This window comes from Gluconacetobacter johannae, from assembly GCF_014174305.1.
Taxonomy (GTDB): Bacteria; Pseudomonadota; Alphaproteobacteria; order Acetobacterales; family Acetobacteraceae; genus Gluconacetobacter; species Gluconacetobacter johannae.
Map to the genome: position 1 here is coordinate 12,116 of NZ_JABEQH010000017.1, position 23,262 is coordinate 35,377.

Here is a 23,262-nt window from a genome sequence, read left to right on the forward strand (position 1 = left end):
CAGGATTATGAACGTGTCTTCGACGGCGGGCCTCACAGCGTGCACCATTGCCGCATGAGGTTATGGTAGCAGTTGACCAGGCCCAATATGTCCGGATCGTCATCCGGCAGCCGGGCCCGCAGGCCCATGATGGTCCGGTCGAGATCGAACAGCAGCCGGCGCCGGCTGCCTTCGCGGATCATGGACTGGGTCCAGAAGAACGACGCCCAGCGGCTGCCGCGCGTCACCGGGGCGACGCTGTGCAGGACCGTCGTGTCATAGACGATCATGTCGCCGGCCGGCAGCTTGACCGCCTGCGTGCCGCTTGCATCGTGGATCAGCAGTTCGCCGCCGTCATATTCCTCCGGATCGGTCAGGAACAACGTCGCGGATATGTCGGTTCTGATCCGCAGCCCGTCGGAGCCGGGGATGTAGCGGATCGCATTGTCGACATGCGCGCCGAATTCCATGCCGACATCGTACCGGTTGAACAGGGGCGGCACGATGCGATGCGGCACGGCCGCGCTGGTGAACAGCGCGTTGCGCGCCAGCGCGCCCAGGACCAGATCGGCCAGTGCGCGATGGTCCGGATGATTGAGCGGCAACTGAAGATTGTGCTTGGCCTGCGCCGATTGCGGACCCGCGGTGACGCGTCCGTCGCGCCAGTCGGCCTGGGCCAGCACCGCGCGGCAATGGGCCAGTTCGTCCCGGCTCAGCAGTTCGGGGATATGCAGCAGCATCACCTGACCTCATGTTCCGCAAGGAAACGTTCCATCTGATCGCGGAATGCCGGTGTGCCGGTGCGGCGGGCGATGTCGAAATGACGCCGCGCCTGCGCGTGCCGGCCTTCCGCCCGCAGGAAGCGGCCGAAATTGAAATGTCCCCGGAAATCCCCGCCCTCGGCGGCACGGGCATACCAGGCCCTCGCCTGGCCCAGGTCGCGCGCCACGGCCCATCCGTCTTCGTAAAACCCGCCGATGATATTGAAGGATTTGCAATGGCCACGGGCCGCGGCCCGCCGCAGCCACGCCAGCGCCCGCATGTGGTCGGGTGGCCCGTCCCAGCCCAGGGTCAGCCCCGTGGCATAGTTGTACATGCCCCAATCCAGACCGGCGCACGCGGCGGCGCGATACCAGCGCAGCGCCTCGGCCGGGGCGGGCGCCAGGCCCCACCCCAGTTCGCAGCAGCGCCCGACCATATTGAGCCCCATCGGATGACCCTGCCGGGCGGCGGCCAGAAACCAGCCCAGCGCCGCCCCCTTGTCACGGGGCAGGAACCGGCCGTCGAGCAATATCTGCCCCAGCGTCAATTGCGCGTCCGCCTGCCCCGCGCCGGCCAGGGCGCAGATCGCCTCGACGCCGGCCGCCACGCTGTCCTGCCTTTCGCCCCGCATGCCGGTTTCACCCCGCATCCCGCACCAACGTTCAGAAATGGGCGTTCAGGGTCACAAAGGCGGTCCGGCCGGGCGCCTGCGTGGCGTAATGCGTCGTGTAAGCCTGTGTGAAATACCGCATGTTCGCCAGATTCTGCATATTGAGCTGCAGGCTGTAATGGCGGCGGAACTTGTAATTCGCCATGACGTCGAAGCGCCAGTAGCTGGGCACGAATTTCGGCGCCGTGGGCGAATCCGTGCCGTACACCTTGCTCATGTAATACACGCCCGCCGCCACCGTCAGCGGCCTGACGATCCGGTAGGTCGTCCACAGCGCCAGGCTGTTCTCCGGCGTGTTCGGCGCATGCCGCCCGTCCATCAGCCCGGCCGCGGCCCCGGCCCCACCGGCCTTGAGCAGCCGCGCGTCCAGATAGGTGTAGCCGCCGTTGATCGACCAGTCGCGCGTGATCTGCCCGTTCAGGCCGATTTCAAAACCACGGACCCGCTTGGTGCCGCCATTGGCGATGCCGCCCGACGGCGTGCTGATCTTGAAATTGGTGCTGTCGATCTGGAACAGCGCGCCGGTCAGCAGCATCCGGTTATGAAGCAGGTTCCATTTGGTGCCGACTTCGATCGTGCGGTCCCGTTCCGGCTTCAGCACGCTGCCGATATTGCCGGTCCGGTCCACGCCGAGGCTGATGTCGTCCGATCCCTGCCCCACGGAATTGCCCGGCGGGATCGCCGAAGTGGCGTAGGACGCGTAGATCGACCCGTTGGAGCGCGGCTTGTACACCAGCCCGCCCTGGTAGGTGAACAGATTGTCGCCACGCCCATATTCGCCCGCCGCCGCACGGTAGGTGCTCTGCACATTGTCGTAGCGCACGCCGAAATTGGCCTGAAGCTGGCGCAGCAGCGTCATCGTGTCGAACAGATAGACCGCCTTGGTGTCGAAGCGCGTGCTGTTCGGGTTGCCCGTGCGCGTGAGGTTGCCGCTCCACAGATCGTTCGGGTTCGGATTGGTCAGAGAGGTACAAGTATAGGATGAAAAGGCCAGCGCGGTCGCGCATCGGGTGAAACTGGTGCCCGAGGCCACGTTCTGCCCGTTCACCGTGGCGGTGTAGGTATCGTTCTTGCCCTGCTCGCGGGTGAATTCCGTGCCCGAGGCAAACTGGTTCTTGAAGCCCAGCAGATGGAACGACCCGTAGAAATCGGTCTGGTTGGTCGCCGTGTCCAGCGTGGAAATGCGGCTGTTCAGACGGCGATAGACGTCGCCGTAATAGATATTGCCCTGGCTGTCGTCCGGCATGGTCCACCGGTCGTTCTGGGTGGTCTCGGAATAGCGTGTGGTATTGCGGATATGAAGGGTGCTGCTGAAATCATGCTCCAGCCGCAACGTGCCCATGTCGATGCCATCCTGATTGGAATCACGGTTTTTCAACCCGTACCAGGTATCGAACGGCACCTTCACCGGCGCGCCGCTTCCCGTCGCCAGCACCCGCGCCGCGCCGTCGGACCGCGCGTTGAAGGCGGGGTTGCTATAGGGAATACCGACATCGGGCAGATCGTCGTTCTGCATGTGATAATACATCACGGTGACGCGGTTCGCGGTGCCCAGCCCGAACGACAGGGACGGCGCCACGCCGTAGCGGCGATAGTGGGTGGGCCCGCGTCCGGCCACGCCCTGGTCGTCCCCCATCAGGTTCAGGCGGAACGCGCCGGTCGGGCTGACTTTCCAGTTGCCGTCGAACGTGCCCCGCTTGTAGTCGGCATTGCCGAACCCGAGGCTGGCGTCGATCGCGTTCTTCAGGCTGGGCATCTTGCTGTTGATGTAGATCGCGCCGCCGGCGCCGCCACGTCCGGCGAAGGCGCCGGTATCGCCCTTGATGACCTCGACCGATTCCACATTGAATGTCTCGCGCGATTGCGCGCCGACATCGCGCAGCCCGTCGACGAAGGTGCTCGACTGCGCGTCATAGCCCCGCAGGAACGGCCGATCGCCGACCGGATTGCCGCCCTCGCCCGCGCCCATCGTGATGCCCGGCACGTTACGCAAGGCATCGGCCAGCGTGTTCGACCCGGTCTGGGTCAGCAACTGGCGCGAGATGATCGACACGCTCTTGGGCGTATCCAGCAGGGGGGCCGTGAATTTGGGCGAGGCGTCATGCCACAGGCCGACGACCTCGATATGTTCGTGCCGGGGGGCCGGCCGGTCCGGATGGGCCTTCTTCTTCTCGTCGTCCGATATCCTGTCCGGCGCGGCCAGGGCCGAGGTGGCGGCCACCCCCTGGGTTCCGATCATCGCCAGGGCCAGACCACATAATGTCTGACCGCGCTGGGGCGCCACACCATGCGCGGTACGCCATTTTCCAGTGACACCCATTCCCTCGGCACCTCTTGTTACAAACGCAAATGCAAACAACTCGCATTTGCGATCTGCTCAGAACGACCCCGAATCGTCAAGACGTTCGTCCATGACAAAGCATGTCTGGAAACGGATGCCGTCGGGGGCGCGCGGCCGGGTTCGACAGAGGAAAAATTCGGTTCACGTCACCGCGACATCCCTCAAACGGCGGGCGCCACCCGGCGTTGGCACATCGTCGGACAGGAGGTCCCGTTATGCGTCAGATCCCAATCCTCATGCTGGCCTGCGCCGCATCCGCATCGGTATGGGCGCCATCGGCGGGATGGGCACAGAAGCACCCCTCGCCCTCTTCGATGGATTCTATACAGGGACATTATCCGAAGCCGTCGCAAAAGCCGTCCTCGGATTACGACAATGCGCCCTATCTTCGAAACCGGGCGGGTGACGCGCCCAAGTCCAGAACATACCCCACGCCTCACGCCATGAAGCCGACCCAGGAAAACCCGAGGCCGCCAGGCATGGACAAGCCGTCGCCGGACCAGATGCCAAAGCCCGGACAGGCGCCGCATTCCTGACCGCGACGGCGTGGCCCCGCCCCGAACGGCACGATCGTCAGGGCCTCAAATATCGCGCTCTTCCAAGGCCCTTTCACCCTTGCAACCCTTGTGGGCCAGCCTATCTCCTGTCCTTCTCCCAGCCTGAGGAGGGCATGATGGACAGGAAAAAAGGTCCCGCATCTTCTGGTCCCAGGAAGACGACGCGGGCCAAGGTCGCGCCCAGGGAAACCAGGACGGACGCCTATGCCGATCTCGCCATCGGCAAGGATCCGAAGGAGCCTCCTGTGCCGGGACAGGCGTCGAGGCACACCCCTGGCGCCACGAAGTAACGGAGCGCCCCCGAAGAAGCCCGGCCACATGCCGGGCTTTCTTTTGACCGACCCGAGAGGACCTGCGGTTGGGGAGGAATGCCATGAGCGACCAACGGCCGAAACCTGAGGATGGCGCGTTCCCTGATCCGGATGCGCCAGATCCGGAACCTGCGAAAGAGCCGATACCTGAGAAATCGGGGACTTCCGCGCCATGGCTGGACCCACGCCCAGCGTTTTTTGACGGGACGTCGGCCCCGCTGCCGCCTCGCCACCCCCACCCGGAAGACGATGGAGATGGCAACGGCGAGGATGACGACAGCGGCTGGGATCGCCGGCCGATAAGCTTTTACCCGGAGTCCGTCGCCCCCATGCCTCCCGGCCCGCCATCCGACGAACCCGCGCACGATCCCGAAGAACCGGCGAAGACGGAATGAAACTCCGACTGCATGGAGTCCGCGCCGCTCAGGGCGATTCGAACCGGCTTTTTTGTGGATATCCGTAGCCCTGAACGAGGGGGCAGCGAGGGAAACAATCTCTCAAGCCGCTGAAATCATTCAGGGGAAGTGGTGCTGCTGGACAGGATTGAACTGTCGACCTCTCCCTTACCAAGGGAGTTGGATAGAATTATTTTCCATTCATTTTCAGAACTTTACCGTGTACACTACGCAAACTGCACGGATTATGTCGCATTCAGCCAGTTATCCACAGCTTCGCGGTATGCATCCGGCATCTTCTTCGCATATCGGGTCACCATCGTGATGTTGGACCACCCGCCATCGCGCTGGAGCGCCAGCAGATCGCCATGCAGGCAGTATTGCCATGTCGCCCATGTGTGCCGGAGATGGTGAGGGGTGACGTCGGATACCCATGTCCGCTTCGACTGGCCGGATGTCGACACCCATTCATGCCAATGCCCTGGCAGCCCAGCCTTCCGGCATGCTGTCGCCCACGCGCACTTGATCTGACCGCCGCTTGTGCGGCCGCTGTCCAGATATCCCTCCGGGTTCGGCCGCTTCCGGGTTGCCGGCGGCCGGAAGATCCGTCCCGGTCGGTGCGGTAGCGCCGACAAGGCTGATATCGCCCGGTTCGGTAGGTCAACGTCCCGCTCCGTTCCCTGCTTCTGCCATAGCGTGGCGCGCCGGCCGACCAGATCGACGCTCTGCCATTCGATCTCCAGGGCCTCGGACAGGCGTGCTCCCGTGCAGATCAGGAAGATGATGAGCGGCTTGATGTGCGTGCCAGCAGCGCCCACGAGCGCATCTGCCTCATCTGGCTTCAGGTAGGGGGTGATCGCCTTTGCGACTCGGGGGACATCAAAGGCCGGCCGGTCGCACCATTTGCGAATCGCTGCATGCTCCAGAATTGCCCGCAGGGGGGTCAGCACCTGGCGCAGCTTTGTTGCCGCGCTGGCCTTGTGCCCATCCCGCAGGATCTTCGCATAGGCGCGATCGACGGAAACCTGATCAATCTGGTGCAGGGGTGTTGTCCCGAAATGCTGCACCAGCTTCTCGACGGCGCTCTGTGTGTTATGGTTCCGCTGGGCGTGGTTGATGTAGCTCTCTACGGCTGAGGCAAAGGTGACGACTGCTTTCTGGCCGTAGAGGCTGGCGTTCCAGAGTTCCGATTCCCGGTGTGCCCGGTATTCCTCCGCTTTCCGGCGCTCAGTTGCGCCAGTACTCTCGAAAACGCTTTGCCCCCGGACGGTGCCACGGACGTAGAAGAACGACGAGCCTGGGCGTGTGACGATTTTGAGGGGCATTCCAGGCTTTCGGTCAGGCGTCTCAGGTCTGTCGGGTGGAAGACGATGCGGTTTCCCCACCGCCTATGGGTGGGTCCGCCGGCATGCGTCGGGTTCTCGCGAAGGTGCTGGAGTAGTTTCGTCCTGCCAATCCGGCCGCGCAGTCGTTCGAGGATATCGGCCACGGTCAGGTAGGTGGGGAGTGCTTCGCTCATCCCTCCACCTCCGGCTTTGACCTCTTGGCTCGCACCCACCAAATCATCTTGACGAAGGGTGCGGCGATCCTCTTGCCCGCTTTCTCTATCTTGTCTGTCGTGATGACATCGATGCAGACTGCGACGCATTCATCGCATATGAATGCATTCGGAGCGGCGATGAGCTTCTTCACCTCATTCTGCGATTTTCCGCAGAACGAGCAACGCAGAGCTTCGTTCATTTCTCCACCTCCGGGGACGTGTGCTCCTCCTGGGCGTTGTTCACGGCATCCATTCTCCGTTCAATAGGTCCAGAACCTGGCCCGGATTATCCATCGACCGGACGATTTCCATCGTCCTGCGGCGGCCGGCCTGCGCGATGGCGTCAACGATGAAGGTCGCACTCTCGATCTCTGGGCCACCTTCACGGGACATGCTGATGGCGAAGCCTGCGCCACGCAGCATCAGGGCCATGGCTTCCATGCCTTCCTCTTCATCGACCAAGGCATGATCTGCGATCGCTCTGCCGATGGCTTCAAGATCGACTTCGACGGTGATTTTCATGAGGCGACCTTCTGTCGGGGATTAGCGACGTGGAGCATCAGCCAGCGATGGACTGCCTCCTTCCGGATAGCGAGGAAGGCCATGTTCAGATCGGCCTGGCTGATGCCATCCACTGAAAAGGTTTCCCGGGCGATGCGCTCCATCTCGGCGAGTTCGTGCATGAACTCGGCGTCTGTCGCGCCGTTTCGGAACAGGTCGTCGGTTTGGGCCCAGCCGGGACCCCATTCTGGCTCCTGTTCGGGGATTTCCCGCCCATGATCCGCAGGCAGCAGATCACGCACGCTGTGGAGGAAACTCTCATCCGCAAGCGTTTCCGGCGCGGGCCTCGTCCAGTCTTTTACCGGCTTGTCGTAAGCGGCGCCGAGACGTGCGACGCATTGCCGCGCGCTGGTGATGTCCGTTGTCAGGGCCAGATACGCCCATGTGTCGTCCATGAAGACGACGCACGGGAAGAAAAGGGTCGGCGCGTTGATCTCGTCCAGCGCATCCTGGACCCACAGATACTTCACCGCGCTCCAGTCGATGCGTTCGGGCAGTAGCGCCCTGCTCGGGGGTGCCATCCGGGCGCTGAAGACGTCATGCCGCATGGCGTCAGTATTCTTTCTGTTCATTGTCCCTGGCCTCCCCTCATCATGCGGCCGGTCGTGCCGCCCAGCACCTCGATCCAGAACCGTCGGCAGGTGTTGCGCTGCTTGCCCAGCCGATCACCGATCTGCTTCCAGGTGTGTCCGGCGCGGCGCATGCGGACTAGGATGCCGATCTCGCGCTGCGGCCATTCCTTGCGGGGGCGTCCCATTACGCCGCCCCCGCCTGCTGGTGCACAATCCTGTCCTGCCGGAGCGCAAGGCGGTGGAAGATCGCGCCACCCTCGAACTCCATGGCGAACAGGCGACAGATCGGCGGCGGATAGTCGAGGGCATCCCACAGGGCGCACAGGTCGGTCAGTTCCGCCCGGAACTGCTTCAGGAACTCGGCGTCCGGCGCGGTAGCCATGACCTCGGCCAGGCGAACGCCCTGGCCACGCGGCGTGAGGCCGGCCTGCCATGCGGCAGCGAGTTCGGCACTCATACCGCGCACTCCTGATCGTCCTGCTCCTTTACGCCCAAGACATCGCGGACGAGCGCGAAGACCATGTTGTCATCCGGCGAAGCGTGGTAGAGGAACTTCCCGTTCTTGACCATTTCGCAGCCGATCGCGCGAACGCGCGCCATGTGCCCCTCTGGCGTGCTGGCCTTCAGTTCACACATCTGCTCGACCAAGCGGTAGAACTCGTCCTTCATTTCGCCCGGAATATCGCCGCCCGGATTGACCACATCCATTGCCAATTCCTGCGCGATGATCCGATCGCAAAGCTCGATCAATTTGGCGTCGAGCGACGGCCGAAGATCCGGTTGCGTATCCCGCACCAGATCGCGAAGGATCGCGCTGCGGATGGTCACATCCGAGAACTTGTCGTCACCATCATCTTCAAAGAAATGGTCAGCGAAGAGGCGCAGCGATTTGGCTCGCGCGACGTGACCTTCGAGCGTTGTCGCATGCAGACGCACAAGGCACGCCCTGAGCCTGTCGTGTTCGTCATCTATCCCGCCTGGGGCCTTGCATACGTTTTCGGCTCGTTCCCATTCTTCCTGCGTCTCGACATCCTTCCATGCCGCTTGGTATCGGCACTCGATCGCGTCGAACTGGCGGCAGGCGTCGAGCAGTTCTGCGTCCGGATGCATCTGATCCCCGCCTTTGGCCACTGCATATTTCTCGGAATCTGAAACCTGCAGGCGCTCCGAGTCCGTGTTGGATAGCCACCAGTCGTTACCCAGCAAGGAGTCGACCAAAGCATTGGAGGGAGCCTGTCCCTGACGTTGCAGTTGTAGAATGACCTGACGGCGCACTACGCTATTCAAGGTCTTCTGGTCCACTCGGCGAAGCTCTTCGTGGAGATGGATGTATCCCCATAAACGGGACCATGGACTGTCAGGCCGCCATCCTTCAGGGCCTGGAAGACGAACCCTGCGCGGAGCGCCCGGCGCAACCAGAACTTGGCGAAGACACCCAGTTTCAGAATTGGCTCATCAAAGCCGACCAAAAGGTAATTTCCGCCCTGGCTCGCCAGGTCTACGTGAGAAAATGCCGAGATCGCCAGAATGATGCGCTCGATCTCACGGACGACAGGCAGCGTCCGGACAACATCGGCGCCATCGCTCTCGACGATATTGAACAGATCCATGTTCACAGACATCAGCGCAGAGACAGCATCAGCCACAGAACGGACTGGCGCACCTTCAATCTTCATCCAGACATCGTCTATGCTATTTTCGAGCTTTCGTATTTCCTCGTAGGAGACGTCACCGCGCTCCGAAGAGCAATCCAGCGCGCAGCATTCGGCATCGAGGCGGGCAAGCGTTCTGCCCAAATCGCCAGCCGTCGGCGCTTCGTCCGCGCCGATCGCCGCATCAATCTGATCTTCGACAATGACGGGCGCAGCCGTCTTCTGGGCGCACTTCGGGCGCGACTTGACCTTGACCATTTCTATGGTTCCTGGCTGGGCCTTGCGGCCTGTGAATTCAGTGGATGGTGGAGCGCGTGCCGGCCGGCGAGCCGTCTTTGTTGCTGCCCGGATCGAAGAGCGTTCGCCCGGTCACCCGCGCCATCTGCCTGAGTTCGTGCTCCAATTCCGGCGGCATCTGCTGCTTGCCCTGATCGTGCAGCCAGGCGTTGGTCAGCCATGTGGCCCGGTCTTCCGGGTCACGCAGGGCGCCGGTCAGCAACCCGACTGCCTCCGCCAGCGCGTCGCGGTATTCACCGAACCCGCTGGAAATGAACGGCATGCCGATCGGCGCGGTGCTGAATAGGGTGTTCGCGAGCATGTTGTCGGCAATGACGACCTGACGCGTCGTTGCCGGGCAAATGACACGCACGATCAAGGACGGTGCCGCCTGTATGGTATCCGCGATGATCGGCGCGCTGTCATCGGGATCGAAGCCTATGGCGGTAAGCAGGGCCTCGTGGTCATGCCACGGATACTGCCCCTCGTCGTGCGGCGTTTTGTAGAACCGCACGGGGTGGCCGTTGACCATCGCGGCATGAAGAAGTTTGGCGCGGTCCATCACAGCAGCCCTCCCAGCGGCACCAGATCGGTATCGGCCGCCAGCGCGACGGCGGCGTAGGGCGATGCCGCGCCGGCAAGGTGAGCCTTGATCAAGGGGATGATCGACGGCTTCCACAGAAGCTCCTGCGAGAAGCCGGAAGCATTCTTGCGCGGGGAATCGACCACGCGCGCGTGCGGCTTCCCGAGATCGGTTGCCTCATAAGGGCAGCGCGAGCCCTTTCCGCCTTTGACCTGACAGGCCATCTCGATCAGCACCAGATTGATGCGCCGATTGCTCACGCCACCGATCGCCGCGGCGATGGCGGTGACATTCATCACCGGTTCCTGGTCCGGCGTTTCCATGCGGACCGGCCCCGCTTCCTCGAACAGATTGATGCCCGTCTTCACCCTCGCGCGGTCGTTCGCGGAGATGAGCGCCGCATTCCGGTCGAGGCCGCGCATCTCGTTGACACGGGTGTAAAGCTCGATCAGCCCAAGCGTCTGGCGGCGCGGGCCGATCAGCGCCGGTGCACGAGGGGTCTTGGGCTTGGGTGTCGGGTCTTCGCCCCGCACCAGGGCGTCGAATGCCCGGATGACGGTCAGGTGGAACGCCGGGCTGATCCACATGGCGTAGGCATAGATCAGTTCCTTGACGGCGTAGGTTCCGTTGTTCTTGCCGTCGTTTACCGTGCTGATCGGGGCATGTGCATTTTCGCAGATGCCCTCCTTTTCAAGCTCCGCCACCAGCTTCTTGGCGGCGTCCGTGCGGAACCACTGAGAAGGTGCGTCCTTGCTCAGTCCGCCGGCCGCGCGGTGGCAATCATTCAGGCAGTAACGGCCTTCGGCATCCTGCCGAACCGAGGTGGAAACAATAGTTAGCGATGTGCTATGGCTCATCTGTGATGTCCTTCCGTGGTCATTGCTGAGAGGCATCGGGGCTGCTTTCCAGGGCCGGACCCGATGCCTTTTCTGTTTCGAGAAGAACTGCACAGAGCAGTTCGTTGATCTCGGCTGTTAGGCTACGCACACTTGTCGCGGCCGATCGCTTGAGCGCTTCATAAACATCCGGCCTAAGCCGCAATGTCATCCGAGGACACTCCCTGAATGGTGTGGTGATTTGCACCTCCTTTGCCGATGGCACATCACATATGCCATAGCACAATTTATGTGCAATAGAAAAAAGCACACAAGATGTGCCATCATGATTCCATGAGTGACGATGACCGCTACCGCCGCTTCAACCTACGTATCCCGAAGGATCTCTTTGAGAGACTCCAGAAGGAGGCTGATGCGCGATCACATTCTATGAATGCTGAGATAGTGCAGAGGCTGCGACGGTCCATTGAGCACGATGATTTTCAAAGAGAGCACTGGGAAGATCAGAAGAAAATCTTCGAAGAGCAAGAAGAAAAAATGCATGACGATTTGGTCGCTGCTGACAATTACTATAACAGGCAGATGGAACTAGATGTCCTTTCGCAAGGGCTTACTGACGAAGACATTCTCGATATGCTTCGTCAGAGGATGATTAAGACGACAAAGCGACGCGGATAGGGGGCTTGTCATCAGGCCGCTATTTTCGGAGCGACGCACCACCGTGGCGCGTTGACCCATATGGCCCGGTTCTGCTTCCCAGCGCTTGGTGAGCTTGCGGATATCGCGCGGGCGATCAAAACCCAGCCGGGTCGCCAAGTCCGTATCCAAGATGCGGGGTTCACCCTCGACCATGCAGGGCGCGATTACCTTGGTCATCGCACAGCCCCCAGCACATAGAGGGTGGTGACGAACACCGACGCGCCGACGAGCAGCATCGCGCGGAGCGTGGGCACGGCGCGCGCCAGGTCGTTTGCCCCCGCGCCCGGCGGCATGATATAGAAGCGGCTACCCATTGGCGGGCTCTCCAGCTTGCGGATTGGTGATACGGGCAGCAGCGAGGGGAAGCTTGCCGGCGTTCCTCGCTGCTGTTTCCTGTTCGCGGGCCTCTTCGAGAAGGTCCGTAATGTGCGCGTTCAGGCTGCGCACACGACCTGCGGCCCTGGCTTCGAGCCATTCGCGCAGGTCAGGAGGGATGCGGAGATAGACCCGCGACGCCTCCGGCATTCGATATCGATCCGACATCTTGGCCCCATGGCAATTGAAACTGGTCAGCCATGCCAGCGGAGGCCCGCGTCCTGAGACGAAAAACCCCACCAGCGGTGGCTGATAGGGCGATCATTTACCGGATACCTGATTCGTGTCAAACTAAAAAACCGGTAACCGGTCTATTCCGGTTTTTTCTCCAACTTCGCCTCCTCTATCAACTCCTGTCGTACGCGCCGTCTCAGCTCATCCTCTTTCTGCTTCGCCTCAATGTGATAGGAGACTTGCTCCTCGATCGCCTCGTCTACTCGCAACTCAAAGCCAGCATTAGAAGTTCTCGAATAAAAACCAACTAGGCGAAACCAAATGGTGATGGCATCAATAGAAAAATCAGATAAAGAAATTTCTATATTATTTCTTTTGTATTCGTCTTCCATTCTTTTGGCGAAGATATCGAATTGATCTCTTCTACTTAAATCGTCAAATCTGTCGTGAAAATCTGGCTTAAATATGCGAGCATCACGCTCGCTAGCAAGGGGAGCGGGGGCCCTCAGGTACGGGCGTATTTCATCGCCCAAAGCCTTGACTAGGCGCTGCGCGATGCGGCCGCTCGGCCGCGTTTTTCCCCTTTCCCAATCCGTAATCGTAGATTGAGAGACGCGGAGAGCATCAGCAAGCTGCTGTTGGGTCCAACCCATGCGCTTGCGGATAGCCGCAATAGCTTCCCCCACTCCCGCCGCATCCTCACCTGCGCGCAGGGGGCGAGTATAAAGGTAATCATCCTCAGGCTTACGCTCACGTTTCATGGCCGAAGTCTAACCGCCAAAATCGGTTGACGCCAACCGGATAAAACCGGTAATACCGGAATATGTCTCACGATCCGGTAATTTCCGTTATCGCGCTTTTCGGTGGTCAAACTGACTTGGCGCGCCACCTCAGCACATCCCAAGGCACCGTGTGGGGCTGGACCCAAACGGGCCGCGTCCCCTCCAAGCGCATCCCCCAGATCATCGAGGCCGCCCGCCGTCTGGACCCACCGGTCTATCTGACCCCCAACGACTTCTTCCCGCCGACCGATGCCGTGGCAATGCCGGAGCCGCGCCCATGACCCATGGCTGGTTCATCGGCTTCGTCTGCGACTACGGCGCTCTGTCCCTGGGTTTGCATGTGCCACGCGCTTTCGAATGGGTCCTGCGGCTCCTGACCAGACGCCGCCGCCTTTTCACGGTCACGATCCATGTCAACAAGATGTCGAAGGTAGGGTGATGAACGAAATCTGCATTCCTCTCGAAGCTTGGAAGATCGCGCGCGAGATCACGCCTGAGTTGCAGGACTACCAATCGACGCTCGAAGCCACCGTTAAGATGGCTTCGGCAGTTTCATGCTTCCTGTCGACCGGTTCAGTCGGAGAGTTGGTGGACTGTCTGAGCAGCATCCGTGAAAAGAGACACGAGGTACGCGCGGTCGGCGACGGGAGCCCCTTCAGATCGACCTCTTCCGGAGTGGAACACTCCGTCGCTTGCCCTGTTTTCGCTGCGAGCAATCGACATCGCGATTTGCCAGATAAGTGCTGCTTTTGTGCCGGGGACTTCAGTTGCCATACCAGTTCATCCTCTGTGTTGGCAGATGGTGAAAGCGCGGGGGAGCTTCCGACTCCTCCGCGCACCCCGAGTGTCACCGAGAATGACCGATGCAGGCAATGATGCCGGCCGGCGCATCAGCCATCCGCTTCCGTGACGGCTCCGGCCCGGCGCAGGGACGCGTTCAGGGCCTCGATCTGCCGCGCCATGGTCGGCGGCATGGGAACGGCCGGCATGACGCAGAGGGTCGGCGACAGGATCGCGCGGCTGAGGTTGGTGCTCAGCCGGGCAGCCGGGATGTATTCGTATACGCCGACGCGGGCCCGCATATGAGCGAGCCCGATCAGCGCGGCGTCGATGCGGTCGAGGACGGATTGTCCCGCCGCGTCGCCGTTCTGTTTTTCAGTTTTTTCCACGTCACCTCGCATCCTGTCTGTGGCTCCGATGGTCTCGACAACCCGGAACTTGCAGCAGGATCTGTCCAATGGCGTGGAGTACTGAGCCCAAGGGCGCGGAAATGACCGAAGCCGTCGTCGAAGAATTTTCGGACCTCGTATCGCAGACCGTCGAGAGCCGCCGCAAAGGTCGCGGCATCAAGGCTGCGATCCACGAGGCTGCGCGAGTTCTCGGCCTGACGGAACGTCGTGTCCGCGCCTGTCTCTATCGCGAAATCCGCAGTGTCACGGCGGCCGAATGGCTGAGCGTGCGCGCGCGTTTCGCGGCCCACCTGGAAGCTGAGGCGCGCCGTCTGGACGCCGAAGCCGATTTGATACGTGTCCGGCTGGATGCGCTCCGAAATGAGGCTGCATGATCTGGAAATGGTTCTGTTTGCGGATGCAAGAATGGTGGCAGGACGTCGAGCGTTCGGCCATCGAGAAGGCTGAACACGCCCGGGAACGCGCCCGCGTCTGGCGCAGGAGGGCGCGGCGATGACGGCGCTGACGATCACCATCCCCGGCGCGGCCGTCGGCAAGGGCCGACCGCGCTTCGGTAACGGCCGCACCTACACGGACAGCAAGACGCTGAACGCCGAGGCATGGATTCGGCAATGCGCGATCGACCAGGTCGGCCAGCCGGTCCTGGACTGTCCCCTACGGGTGGACATGCGCATCGATGTGGCAGTGCCGGCGAGTTGGTCGAAGAAGAAGCGCCAGGCCGCTCTGGACGGCTCCCTGCGCGCCACTGGGCGGCCCGACGTTGACAATATCAGCAAGGCCGCTCTCGACGCTCTGAACGGGATCGTGTGGCGCGACGATGCCCAGGTCGACGAGCTGCACATCGTGCGCCGCTATGCGGAGGCACCGGGCATCTGCCTGACGGTGATGCCGGCATGAGCGACCAGCAACGCGACAACGCCGGCGCCCTGTTCCTGAACAAGCACCGGCAGTCGGACAAGGCCCCCGACTACGTTGGCACGATCCACGTCGGCGGCCGCGAAATGGAAATCAGCGCCTGGGTGAAGGACGACCGTAGCGGCGAGTTCCTGAGCCTCAAGGTGCAGCCGTCCTCCGCCTCGTCACAGAAGGGCCGCGCGCCCCGTTACCAGCGCCGGCCGACGCCGGAGCAAGTGGCGCGTGCCGAAGCCCAGCGCGCGAGGATGATGCGATGACGCGGCGCCTCGACCTGGTGGATGCCTTCCGGATCGTTCGCGAGAAGATCAAGGAATACGGCAGTCAGCGTAATTTCGCGCAGGCGCACGGGATCCGTGAGCAGGATGTGTCTGATGCCCTTTGCGATCGACGGCCGATCCCTCCCGCAGTCCTCAAGGCCGCCGGGTTGCGGCGCGTCACCTACTTCGAACAGGTCGATGAGGGTAACGCATGAGAGCGTCGCATCTCCCCTCTCGGGTTCCCGATGCGGTGCTGGACGAGATCCGGGCCCGGAATCCGCTTGCCTCCCTGATCGGCCGGACGGTGCGCCTGCGCCGGGTCGGGCGCTGCTTCCAGGGGCTGTGCCCGTTCCATTCCGAACGAAACCCATCGTTCGCGGTCTACGAAAGCGGCTATCACTGCTTCGGCTGCGGCGCGGGTGGGGATGCATTCTCCTGGCTGCAGCATTGCTGCGGCTGCTCGTTCCAGGAAGCGGTGAACACGCTGGCGCAGGAAGCAGGTATGCAGCCGCCCTTCGGCAGTTTCGGCATCACCAGCATGCCGGTTGGCGCGCCGGCGCCGGAAGTCTGCCTGTCGCATGAGGCAAACGACGAGGTCGTCAAGCGCAATCAGCAGTTCGCGTTTTCCTTGTGGCAGGAAAGCCGCGATCCCGCAGGGACGCCGGTCGAGGTCTATCTTGGCACGCGGCGCCTCTCCCTGACGCCCGATACCGGCTATCTGCGCTTCCATCCGGCGTGCCCACGCGGACGGCGGGAGCGGCTGCCCGCGATGGTCGCCATGATGATCGACCCGGTCACGTTCGAACCGTGCGGACTTCACCGGACTTTTCTACGCACCGACGGCAGCGGAAAGGCGGATGGCCAGGACAAGATGATGCTCGGTCGGGCCGGGATCATCTGCCTGGAGCGTCAGACCGAGATAGCCGGCGCCCTTGGCATCGCCGAGGGTATCGAGACGGCCCTGTCCGTCCAGCAGCACCTGCGCAATATCCCGATGTGGGCCTGCGCAACGGCAGGCGGCATTGAGAGGCTGCCGCCGCATCCTGCGATCCAAAAGCTGTCCATCTATGCCGACCGGGATGAGAACGGACACGGCCTGCGCGCGGCCCGCACCTGCGCGGCACGCTGGACGAAGGCGGGGGCCGACGTCGACATCATCACGCCGCGCGAGGCGAAGGACTGGAACGACGTCATCATGCGGAGGGTCGTGCATTGAGCGACCCAATGGATTTCGACTTCGATCAACTCGCAGACATCGAGCGCTATGTGGCTGGTGCGCCGGCTCCGGAACCGGTCGACCCGGACGGCATTCGGCCACTGGCCTACCGCAACGACGTCAGTCCGCGCCGGGAAGCCTCTGAAGGCGAGATCCAGGCAACACCCCTGGCGAATCTTGACCTGGAGAGCATCCCGCCTCGGCGCTGGCTGTACGGTCGTGAATTGCTCAGGGGCTTCGTCTCGGTCCTGGGCAGCCCCGGGGGTGTGGGCAAAACGGCGTATACCATGGTCGTGGGGATGTCGGTGGCAACAGGCCGTTCCTTGCTTTCTCCCAATCCCCTCACCCCGGGGACGTTCCATCGGGTCCACAAGACCGGGGCCGTCTGGTTCTACAACCTGGAAGACCCCGAAGAAGAGATGCGCCGCCGCGTCAAAGCCGCGATCATGCATCACAAGATCGCCTACGAGACGATCAAGGATACCGTCTACATCGACAGCGGGCGCGACAAGCCGCTGATCATCGCCACGCGCGATGAGGGCGGCAACCTGGTGGCGTCGCCCGTCGTCGATGATCTCGTCGCCGAACTTCAGCGGCGCCAGATCGCGCTCCTTGTGGTCGATCCGTTCGTGCAGTCGCACTACGCCGAGGAGAACCGGAACGACGAGATGAACATGGTGATGGCTTTGTGGGGCCAGGTCGCCCACCGCGCCGAATGTGCGGTCTGGCTGGTCCACCATTTCCGCAAGGGCGGCCAGGCCGGCGACAGCGAAGCCTTCCGTGGCGCCGGGGCGATCCAGGGGGCCGCGCGGGTCATGTCCACCCTGTCGGCCATGTCGAAGGATGAGGCGGCCAAGCTGAACATAGCGGACGACAAGCGCCGGTCCTATGTGCGCCTGGACAACGCGAAGGCCAACATGGGGCCATCCGCCACAGAGGCCGAATGGTACCAGCTCGTCGGTATCAACATCGGGAACGCGACCGAGGAATATCCGGACGGTGACAGTGTTCAGTCGGTCGAGCCGTGGGATCCGCCCAAGGTATGGGATGATTTCCCTCCTCCGCTGATCGTCAAGATCCTCGAACAGATCGATCGCGGCCCCTCTCCGGGAGAGAAATATGCGCTTGCCAAGCAGGCGAAGGACCGATGGGCCGGGCACGTCATCGTGGAGTTTACCGGAAAGTCTGAGGATCAGGCGTCGAAGATCCTGAAGACGTGGAAAGAGAATGGCGTTTTCATTGAGGGAGAATATCGATCTTCCGCGCTTCAGCGCAGAATGACCGGCTGCATCACCGTCTCTCCCGACAAAATGTCTGAAATGCGTCAGTTGGCCGCGACCTACCCTTCCGACGACGGAGACGAAGAATGACCGCCAACAGAGCGCGCGAGATCGACCCCATCCAGATCGAGAACATCGCCACCCGTCTCCGGCGCCTGATCCCCGACCGACGCGACCCGGAGCAGTTCCACACCGAGAAGTCCGAACTGGAACATCTTCTGCGCCAGATGGCGAAACGACTGAGGAAATCGAATGACGCACATGCAAAAAGCTGACCGAGGCACTGACGGTCCCGCGATGCTGGCGCGCCGGCGGGTGTACGACCGCGAGGTCGGCGCCGATCGCATGCTGGATAACTGCGTGCTGTCCTTCTACGTCGATATCGATGCCCTGACGCGTCGTCAGGCCGATGCCGGTCACGAGGTCTGCCGGCTGTATGCGTTGGCGTTCGGGCGCCCTCGCGTCGTGGCCGATCTGGGGGCCCGTGGGGTCGACCTGTCGTCACCCGAGGACGATGAGCAGGAGGGGCATGCTTGGCGGCATTACAACGAACTGATGAGCGTCGTTCCGTCGAAGGCGCGGACCCAGATCATGCGCCTGGTGCGCGGCGAGTTCCCGGACCGGCATATGGGCGTTTCGCGGCTGGCAGAGGGGCTGGATCGGATCGCGGATGAGCTGAGGCTGGCGAGATAGGACTGCACGGTAGCGATGAGCCTATGTCCGGGAATTACGGGATGGGGAGATGAGATAATGGGGGGGAGCCCTCGTCGATATGTAGAGGCTCCTGCGCCTGTAATACCAACGGTTATAGATACAGACCTGTGTGAGCCCACTTTCTGAGTCCGATCGACCGGATGGTGTCAGGCAGGGCGGCAAGATTATTCCAAGCGGAACAGGCGGCGTCGATGATGTGATCGATGCCGTCGAAGACGGTGTTGGACAGCCAGTTGGCGCGAAGGAACTGCCAGATATTCTCGACCGGGTTCAGTTCGGGAGCGCGGGACGGCAGGAAGATCAGGCTGATATTGCGGGGCAGCTTCAGCTTGTCGGTGGTATGCCACCCTGCTCGATCGAGCAGCACGACAGCGTGGGCAGCGCGGGCAGCGCGAGATTTCCTCGATATGCAATTGCATGCTGGCGGTACCGATGAACGGCAGCGCCAGGCCGGCGGCCTTGCCGCGCGCCGGGCAGATCGCCCCGAACAGCCAGGCATTGTCGTAGCGCTGGTCGGCCGGCTGGCGTGGCCGCGTGCCGCGCCGGGCCCATTGTCGAACGATGCCATTCTTCTGGCCGATCCGGGCCTCGTCCTGGAACCAGATCTCGACCGGTTTTCCCTTCGGCAGATGGCCGGTATGAGCGCTCAGGATGCGGGGGAAGTTTTTTTGAACGCTTCCATGACGGCAGGATCCTGTCCCGGATGGCGCGGCCGGGCGGTGATATAGGAAAAACCGAGCCGTTTCAGCAAGGTGGAAACGTGCCGTTCGTGGTAGACGACGCCGAAGCGCTCTTCGATCACGCGTTGCAGATCGATCCGGCGCCAGCGCACCACACCATCGCGCTGCCGATCCGGGCCCGCCTCCACCAGGGCCTTCAATTCGACCTGCTGTGCGGCGTTCAAGCGGCAGGCCGGCCCTGCGTGCTGATGATCGCGCAGGCCATCCGGCCCTTCGGCATTGAAGCGGTGCACCCAGTCCCGCAGCGTCTGGCGGTCCATACCACCCACGCGGGCGGCGTCCGTCCGGCTGGCCCCGTCACGGATCGCCGCCAGGGCCAGAAGCCGGCGCGCAGCGTTCACCTGCCGACTGCGCGCCGCAAGTCGCCTCAGATCAGAAGCCGAATAGTCATCCCGTAGCTTCACCGCCCTCGTCATCAGCCAGATCCTCCCCCATCAAGAGAATCAGAGCCCGAGCCATTCGTCACTTCACACACGAGTCAGTGGCCACGTCCTTTGGTATAACGCTATTATTTCGGCAGGGACACCCGGAGTCCTTTGGTTTGCATGCAGGCCTGCCACGTTCTTCCGCGAACTCCTCCATCAGAAGGGATAGCTACGGCGGGCAAGGTGACAATAGTCGCGCTGCTATTCACAGAATCTCCGACCCTGAGCGTATCACCCGAAACAACATACGGGACCCCGCTCAGAACGTAAGTTGGGTTTCCCTGCAACACGGAAGCAGCACAACTCTCAGCGGCTGTCTGCACGGGATATTTGGCATCTGATGTGGCGGAATGTTCGTCACTACAAGAAACCAGGAAAACAGACAGAAATAGAGCAGAAAACAAACGGAACCAATGTGTATTCATTCAATATATCCTTCCAACATAACCGTTACGCTAGCTCGATATTGGTTTTCGCAACCTGATTTTCTTATCTATGTCGGAAAATTTTGTAGAGTCGTGGCATAAATTTTGCGCGCAGTGGAAAGTGACCAGTAGGACACCAGATCAGGTTGGTTACCGATCTCTTTTGTGCCTGCATGTTCAGGATCCCCCGTTCGCCACACAGCTGTGGGAAATCTCGACTCCGAACCGGTGATAGGCGGCTTCCGATCCTCCCCCTAGCGCCGCTTCAATCTGGTTCGATATCGGGTTGCGTGCCGGCCGAGCCGGCTTGACCGCGATGTCGAGGGAGGGACGTACCGAGCCGAGAAGGTCGCGACTAGTGGCACGCTAGTCGTCCGCGCGCACCTAGTGCGGTCTATGGTCGACGAGGACACGGGGGATTATGGCGAGCCGGAGATCCTGGCGGCCGTGGGGGATGTGCCGGAGGTTGAGGGCTGAGGTCGACCTAGTGGACACCCCGCCGCCCGGCAGGGCGACTCCAGCCCATCGTCCGCAGACTCCTGCCAATTTCAGGGTGCCCCCATCTGATTTCGGCCAGGTTTAGCCCGGCGGGCGTACACCCTCGCGCCCACCGTGTAACCCGGCAGAAAACTGCCGTTTATGGGTGGCGGTCTGGGGGATTTCGCCCAGATTGGCCCGCGCAGGTACGCACGCATTTAGGCGCAAGAAAAGGCCGCTGGGGCGGGAGTGGAAACGGCGCCGCATGGAGATCAATTGCTAGATAGGATCTCCTAGAGAAAAGCGACCGTGATCCCATATGAGAATGTCACTGAGCGTCGAACGCTTAATCCAAGGGAGGCCGACATATCCATAGTCCATTTGGACGGTCATTTTCGCGTATTGTGGTTGCATTGGAGCAGAAATGGCTCGGCAATCAAACGACCTTGCTGAGCCGGAATCAATTATTTGTTCATCTATTGATCTTTCAAATGTGCTGTTGTCTATTTGTATTCCAGAGTAAGAAGCTTTTATTATTTTGCAATGTCCTCCAAATATCTTTATTGGAAATAATATGCTATTGTTTTTTAATTCGAACGGTGCGCCAAAACTTCCGATTTGATATAGATTGGAAGAGTCGAAAGAAAGCTCCGTTGGCCAAAGGGGGCCGATTACAGTTGAGAGGGCCAAACATGCGCCAAAAGCAGAACCTGCAACAGTCCAGGCCGACCTCCAGAAGCCATAATGTGGTTGATCTTGTGATTCTAGGATCGTTTCTTGGGATTGCTGTTCCTGTTGGTGTCTTGTTGATAAAGTACGCCTTAGGATAAAAGAGCAGATACCAAAAATTAAAAGTCCGAATATTCCAGATATAATCTTAAGCGTAATTATTGACATAATTTACTTCCTATAGAGCTTCACACCCGCCGCGCGAACCAGACGACGCTCTGGAGCGCCTTTGCGGCATCTGTCGCCGTCGCCTTCTTCATAGCCATCTGCGGTGCTCCTGTCGGCGCTCACGCCGCTTCCATTGCCCGCCGGACCGCCTCCGGCTCTCGCCACACCACACGCAACAGTGTCCGCATAGCGGGGTCAAGGCGCGCACGCCCTTGCTCCCAGTTCCGCCACATCGCGACCGGCATGCCGATCGGGGCCGCTATCGCCGTCTGTGTCATCCCCATGCGGCGCCGAACCGTTGCTGGGATGGGATAGACGCCCCCAGGTCATCAGGAGGCCTCAGTGCCGTCCCACGCGCCTGGCGGGCTATATCCTCGTCCGTGGTCGTCCTGACGCGGTCCCAGTCGATCGTGGACCGACGGGACATCGCTTCCTTCAAAGTCATTCTCGCCATCTGCGCCACTCCTGCCAGCTAACCTGGCGGCCCAAATTTACGCCTGAGCCAGCACCCGCTCGACCGCCTGGGGTTCCCGGTCGATCACCAGCAGAAGCGTCCTGGCGGCCTTCTCCGGCCGTCTCAGCCCCTGCTCCCAATCCCGCACCGCGTTGCGGCTGAACCCGAAGCGATTGGCAAAGGCTTCTCGAGTCAGACCGGTCCGGGCACGGATCTGGCGCACGTCCACGACCGCCGGCGGGGACCATATGCGCGCCGCCGCACGCGTTCCCTCCAGGATCTGCAATCCCTCTTCGAGAGAGGCCAGCAGTTCGTCGGCGATGTTCTTCTTCGCGCGAGGCATCGTCATGTCCCTTTCCCTGCCATCATCTTCATGCGGGCAACGACCGCCAGCATAGCCTTACGCTGGTCGGGCGACGGATTGGCCTGCTCGTTCTTGCCGTAGATCAGGAGGGCGAGAGCAGGGAGGTCGTCCGACACCACGTACCAGATCACACGGAACGCGCCGCGCTTCCCTTGGCCGCCGGCCGCAAAGCGCATCTTCCGGATGCCGCCAAGCCCCGGAACCAGGTCCCCACCATAAGGGTCGCTTGCCAGCACCCTGATCAACTCGTTGCGCTCGTCCTTGTTCAGGAGGTCATCGGCGCGCTTGGTGAAGATCGAGGTTTCGGCGACCGTGTGCATGGCACGATTGATACCGCAGCGCGGCACATTTGGCAAGACTGAAATGCCGCATTGCGGCACTCGTTCGGGATGGCGCGAACTTGCGAACTTCGACGAACTTTCAGAAATTTGGAAGTTCGCAGAACACCCGGAATACCGCCGCGAACTTCTTCCGGTCCCTATAGAGAAGTTCGCAAGTTCGCGCCCCGTTTTCGCCGCGAAAAGCCCCCCTGTGCCAGTGCGGTGCCCGCACTTCTGGGCACCCGCTCCGCTCGACCCAGAAGCGAGCTGTCCCAGGGAGGCTTGGAGCGTCTGGCGACCGGCCTACCCAGCGGGTCCCAACAGATGGCCTCCAACCAGTCCCTGATGTAGGTGGGCAGGATATTTGGTCGCGTGGGATGCTTGAGCAGGCGACCCGAAATTCCCCCTTGCGCACCCCGCCAAAACATGCGCAAAGTAACCGCGCCATATTCGCGTCCAACGCACGGAGCCGGACAGGAGCGATCCTGATCCGGCTTTTTCATGTCCGGAAGGCTCAGGCGGC

Annotated in this window: 31 protein-coding genes and 2 pseudogenes; 11 read left to right on the forward strand and 22 right to left on the reverse strand. The window is 61.6% G+C overall.

The genetic code is table 11. The features are described from left to right. Positions 1–32: 32 nt before the first annotated feature. The 14 genes and pseudogenes from HLH21_RS12450 to HLH21_RS12515 form a co-directional block, all read right to left on the reverse strand. Positions 33–719: a Fe2+-dependent dioxygenase gene (locus HLH21_RS12450; protein ID WP_182944079.1), complete on the reverse strand. Its 687-nt coding sequence runs from the start codon at positions 717–719 to the stop codon at positions 33–35. After that, the gene (locus tag HLH21_RS12455) at positions 719–1,372 is read right to left on the reverse strand and encodes a tetratricopeptide repeat protein (protein ID WP_246379687.1); all 654 of its coding nucleotides are present in this window, start codon (positions 1,370–1,372) and stop codon (positions 719–721) included. The genes HLH21_RS12450 and HLH21_RS12455 overlap by 1 nt, the downstream gene beginning before the upstream one ends. 31 nt (positions 1,373–1,403) lie before the next feature. Next, complete coding sequence (locus HLH21_RS12460; protein WP_182944081.1) at positions 1,404–3,731, reverse strand: TonB-dependent receptor; 2,328 nt, start codon at positions 3,729–3,731, stop codon at positions 1,404–1,406. Positions 3,732–5,260: 1,529 nt separating this feature from the next. Continuing rightward, complete coding sequence (locus tag HLH21_RS12465) at positions 5,261–6,340, reverse strand: site-specific integrase (protein WP_182944082.1); 1,080 nt, start codon at positions 6,338–6,340, stop codon at positions 5,261–5,263. A gap of 295 nt (positions 6,341–6,635) precedes the next feature. After that, positions 6,636–6,755, reverse strand: a pseudogene (locus tag HLH21_RS17050) (ClpX C4-type zinc finger protein); the annotation flags it as partial. 40 nt (positions 6,756–6,795) lie between these two features. Further along, a complete protein-coding gene (locus HLH21_RS12475; protein WP_182944084.1) occupies positions 6,796–7,077 on the reverse strand; it encodes a hypothetical protein in 282 nt (93 codons plus the stop codon). Then, positions 7,074–7,664, reverse strand: a complete 591-nt coding sequence (locus HLH21_RS12480) for a hypothetical protein (protein WP_182944085.1) — start codon at positions 7,662–7,664, stop codon at positions 7,074–7,076. Before HLH21_RS12480 ends, HLH21_RS12475 begins: the two co-directional genes overlap by 4 nt. A gap of 20 nt (positions 7,665–7,684) precedes the next feature. Further along, complete coding sequence (locus HLH21_RS12485; RefSeq protein ID WP_182944086.1) at positions 7,685–7,873, reverse strand: hypothetical protein; 189 nt, start codon at positions 7,871–7,873, stop codon at positions 7,685–7,687. Next, a complete protein-coding gene (locus tag HLH21_RS12490) occupies positions 7,873–8,145 on the reverse strand; it encodes a hypothetical protein (protein WP_182944087.1) in 273 nt (90 codons plus the stop codon). Before HLH21_RS12490 ends, HLH21_RS12485 begins: the two co-directional genes overlap by 1 nt. Continuing rightward, positions 8,142–8,990 (reverse strand): hypothetical protein, encoded by an 849-nt coding sequence (locus tag HLH21_RS12495; RefSeq protein WP_182944088.1) that lies wholly within the window; start codon positions 8,988–8,990, stop codon positions 8,142–8,144. Before HLH21_RS12495 ends, HLH21_RS12490 begins: the two co-directional genes overlap by 4 nt. Next, entirely contained in the window at positions 8,972–9,598 is a 627-nt protein-coding gene (locus HLH21_RS12500; protein WP_182944089.1) for a hypothetical protein, read from the reverse strand. The genes HLH21_RS12495 and HLH21_RS12500 overlap by 19 nt, the downstream gene beginning before the upstream one ends. Before the next feature lie 37 nt (positions 9,599–9,635). Then, positions 9,636–10,178, reverse strand: a complete 543-nt coding sequence (locus HLH21_RS12505; protein ID WP_182944090.1) for a hypothetical protein — start codon at positions 10,176–10,178, stop codon at positions 9,636–9,638. After that, the gene (locus HLH21_RS12510; RefSeq protein WP_182944091.1) at positions 10,178–11,056 is read right to left on the reverse strand and encodes a KilA-N domain-containing protein; all 879 of its coding nucleotides are present in this window, start codon (positions 11,054–11,056) and stop codon (positions 10,178–10,180) included. Before HLH21_RS12510 ends, HLH21_RS12505 begins: the two co-directional genes overlap by 1 nt. A gap of 19 nt (positions 11,057–11,075) precedes the next feature. Further along, a complete protein-coding gene (locus HLH21_RS12515; protein ID WP_182944092.1) occupies positions 11,076–11,246 on the reverse strand; it encodes a hypothetical protein in 171 nt (56 codons plus the stop codon). 122 nt (positions 11,247–11,368) lie between these two features. Between HLH21_RS12515 and HLH21_RS12520 the strand changes: the two genes are divergently transcribed. Then, positions 11,369–11,713, forward strand: coding sequence for an Arc family DNA-binding protein (locus HLH21_RS12520; protein WP_246379694.1), 345 nt, complete (start codon positions 11,369–11,371; stop codon positions 11,711–11,713). A gap of 194 nt (positions 11,714–11,907) precedes the next feature. Here the strand turns inward: HLH21_RS12520 and HLH21_RS12525 are convergent, their stop codons facing one another. The 3 genes from HLH21_RS12525 to HLH21_RS12535 all read right to left on the reverse strand — a co-directional run bounded on the left by HLH21_RS12525 (position 11,908) and on the right by HLH21_RS12535 (position 13,044). Then, positions 11,908–12,048, reverse strand: coding sequence for a hypothetical protein (locus tag HLH21_RS12525; protein WP_182944094.1), 141 nt, complete (start codon positions 12,046–12,048; stop codon positions 11,908–11,910). Continuing rightward, on the reverse strand, positions 12,041–12,259 hold the full coding sequence (locus HLH21_RS12530; RefSeq protein WP_182944095.1) for an Arc family DNA-binding protein: 219 nt from the start codon (positions 12,257–12,259) through the stop codon (positions 12,041–12,043). Before HLH21_RS12530 ends, HLH21_RS12525 begins: the two co-directional genes overlap by 8 nt. A gap of 161 nt (positions 12,260–12,420) precedes the next feature. Beyond that, positions 12,421–13,044 carry a helix-turn-helix domain-containing protein gene (locus HLH21_RS12535; RefSeq protein ID WP_182944096.1) on the reverse strand — a complete coding sequence of 208 codons (624 nt, stop codon included), beginning with the start codon at positions 13,042–13,044 and terminating at the stop codon, positions 12,421–12,423. Between the two features lie 62 nt (positions 13,045–13,106). Here HLH21_RS12535 and HLH21_RS12540 point away from each other — a divergent pair, with 62 nt between their 5' ends. Together HLH21_RS12540 and HLH21_RS12545 are read left to right on the forward strand one after the other, a co-directional pair. After that, positions 13,107–13,346, forward strand: a complete 240-nt coding sequence (locus HLH21_RS12540) for a carph-isopro domain-containing protein (protein ID WP_182944097.1) — start codon at positions 13,107–13,109, stop codon at positions 13,344–13,346. After that, a complete protein-coding gene (locus HLH21_RS12545; protein ID WP_182944098.1) occupies positions 13,343–13,504 on the forward strand; it encodes a hypothetical protein in 162 nt (53 codons plus the stop codon). The genes HLH21_RS12540 and HLH21_RS12545 overlap by 4 nt, the downstream gene beginning before the upstream one ends. Positions 13,505–13,955: 451 nt before the next feature. Here HLH21_RS12545 and HLH21_RS12550 read toward each other — a convergent pair whose 3' ends face one another. After that, on the reverse strand, positions 13,956–14,234 hold the full coding sequence (locus tag HLH21_RS12550) for a hypothetical protein (RefSeq protein WP_182944099.1): 279 nt from the start codon (positions 14,232–14,234) through the stop codon (positions 13,956–13,958). A 101-nt stretch (positions 14,235–14,335) separates the two neighbouring features. Between HLH21_RS12550 and HLH21_RS12555 the strand changes: the two genes are divergently transcribed. The 8 genes from HLH21_RS12555 to HLH21_RS12590 all read left to right on the forward strand — a co-directional run bounded on the left by HLH21_RS12555 (position 14,336) and on the right by HLH21_RS12590 (position 18,616). Continuing rightward, the gene (locus HLH21_RS12555; RefSeq protein ID WP_182944100.1) at positions 14,336–14,629 is read left to right on the forward strand and encodes a hypothetical protein; all 294 of its coding nucleotides are present in this window, start codon (positions 14,336–14,338) and stop codon (positions 14,627–14,629) included. 118 nt (positions 14,630–14,747) lie between these two features. Continuing rightward, positions 14,748–15,152, forward strand: a complete 405-nt coding sequence (locus tag HLH21_RS12560; RefSeq protein ID WP_182944101.1) for a RusA family crossover junction endodeoxyribonuclease — start codon at positions 14,748–14,750, stop codon at positions 15,150–15,152. After that, complete coding sequence (locus tag HLH21_RS12565) at positions 15,149–15,427, forward strand: hypothetical protein (protein WP_182944102.1); 279 nt, start codon at positions 15,149–15,151, stop codon at positions 15,425–15,427. Before HLH21_RS12560 ends, HLH21_RS12565 begins: the two co-directional genes overlap by 4 nt. After that, positions 15,424–15,642, forward strand: coding sequence for a hypothetical protein (locus HLH21_RS12570; RefSeq protein ID WP_182944103.1), 219 nt, complete (start codon positions 15,424–15,426; stop codon positions 15,640–15,642). Before HLH21_RS12565 ends, HLH21_RS12570 begins: the two co-directional genes overlap by 4 nt. A gap of 35 nt (positions 15,643–15,677) precedes the next feature. Next, positions 15,678–16,643, forward strand: a complete 966-nt coding sequence (locus HLH21_RS12575) for a CHC2 zinc finger domain-containing protein (protein ID WP_182944104.1) — start codon at positions 15,678–15,680, stop codon at positions 16,641–16,643. A gap of 8 nt (positions 16,644–16,651) precedes the next feature. Beyond that, positions 16,652–18,013, forward strand: coding sequence for a helicase RepA family protein (locus HLH21_RS12580; protein WP_182944105.1), 1,362 nt, complete (start codon positions 16,652–16,654; stop codon positions 18,011–18,013). Then, a complete protein-coding gene (locus HLH21_RS12585; RefSeq protein WP_182944106.1) occupies positions 18,010–18,198 on the forward strand; it encodes a hypothetical protein in 189 nt (62 codons plus the stop codon). The genes HLH21_RS12580 and HLH21_RS12585 overlap by 4 nt, the downstream gene beginning before the upstream one ends. Next, on the forward strand, positions 18,176–18,616 hold the full coding sequence (locus HLH21_RS12590; RefSeq protein ID WP_182944107.1) for a hypothetical protein: 441 nt from the start codon (positions 18,176–18,178) through the stop codon (positions 18,614–18,616). The genes HLH21_RS12585 and HLH21_RS12590 overlap by 23 nt, the downstream gene beginning before the upstream one ends. A gap of 112 nt (positions 18,617–18,728) precedes the next feature. Here HLH21_RS12590 and HLH21_RS12595 read toward each other — a convergent pair. From HLH21_RS12595 to HLH21_RS12610, 4 genes and pseudogenes are all read right to left on the reverse strand, one after another. Then, positions 18,729–19,793: pseudogene (locus tag HLH21_RS12595) on the reverse strand (IS630 family transposase). A 1,190-nt stretch (positions 19,794–20,983) separates the two neighbouring features. Beyond that, positions 20,984–21,601, reverse strand: a complete 618-nt coding sequence (locus tag HLH21_RS12600) for a hypothetical protein (RefSeq protein ID WP_182944108.1) — start codon at positions 21,599–21,601, stop codon at positions 20,984–20,986. Positions 21,602–22,092: 491 nt separating this feature from the next. Further along, complete coding sequence (locus HLH21_RS12605) at positions 22,093–22,404, reverse strand: helix-turn-helix domain-containing protein (RefSeq protein ID WP_246379695.1); 312 nt, start codon at positions 22,402–22,404, stop codon at positions 22,093–22,095. After that, positions 22,401–22,739 carry a type II toxin-antitoxin system RelE/ParE family toxin gene (locus HLH21_RS12610; RefSeq protein WP_182944109.1) on the reverse strand — a complete coding sequence of 113 codons (339 nt, stop codon included), beginning with the start codon at positions 22,737–22,739 and terminating at the stop codon, positions 22,401–22,403. The genes HLH21_RS12605 and HLH21_RS12610 overlap by 4 nt, the downstream gene beginning before the upstream one ends. Between the last annotated feature and the right edge of the window lie 523 nt (positions 22,740–23,262).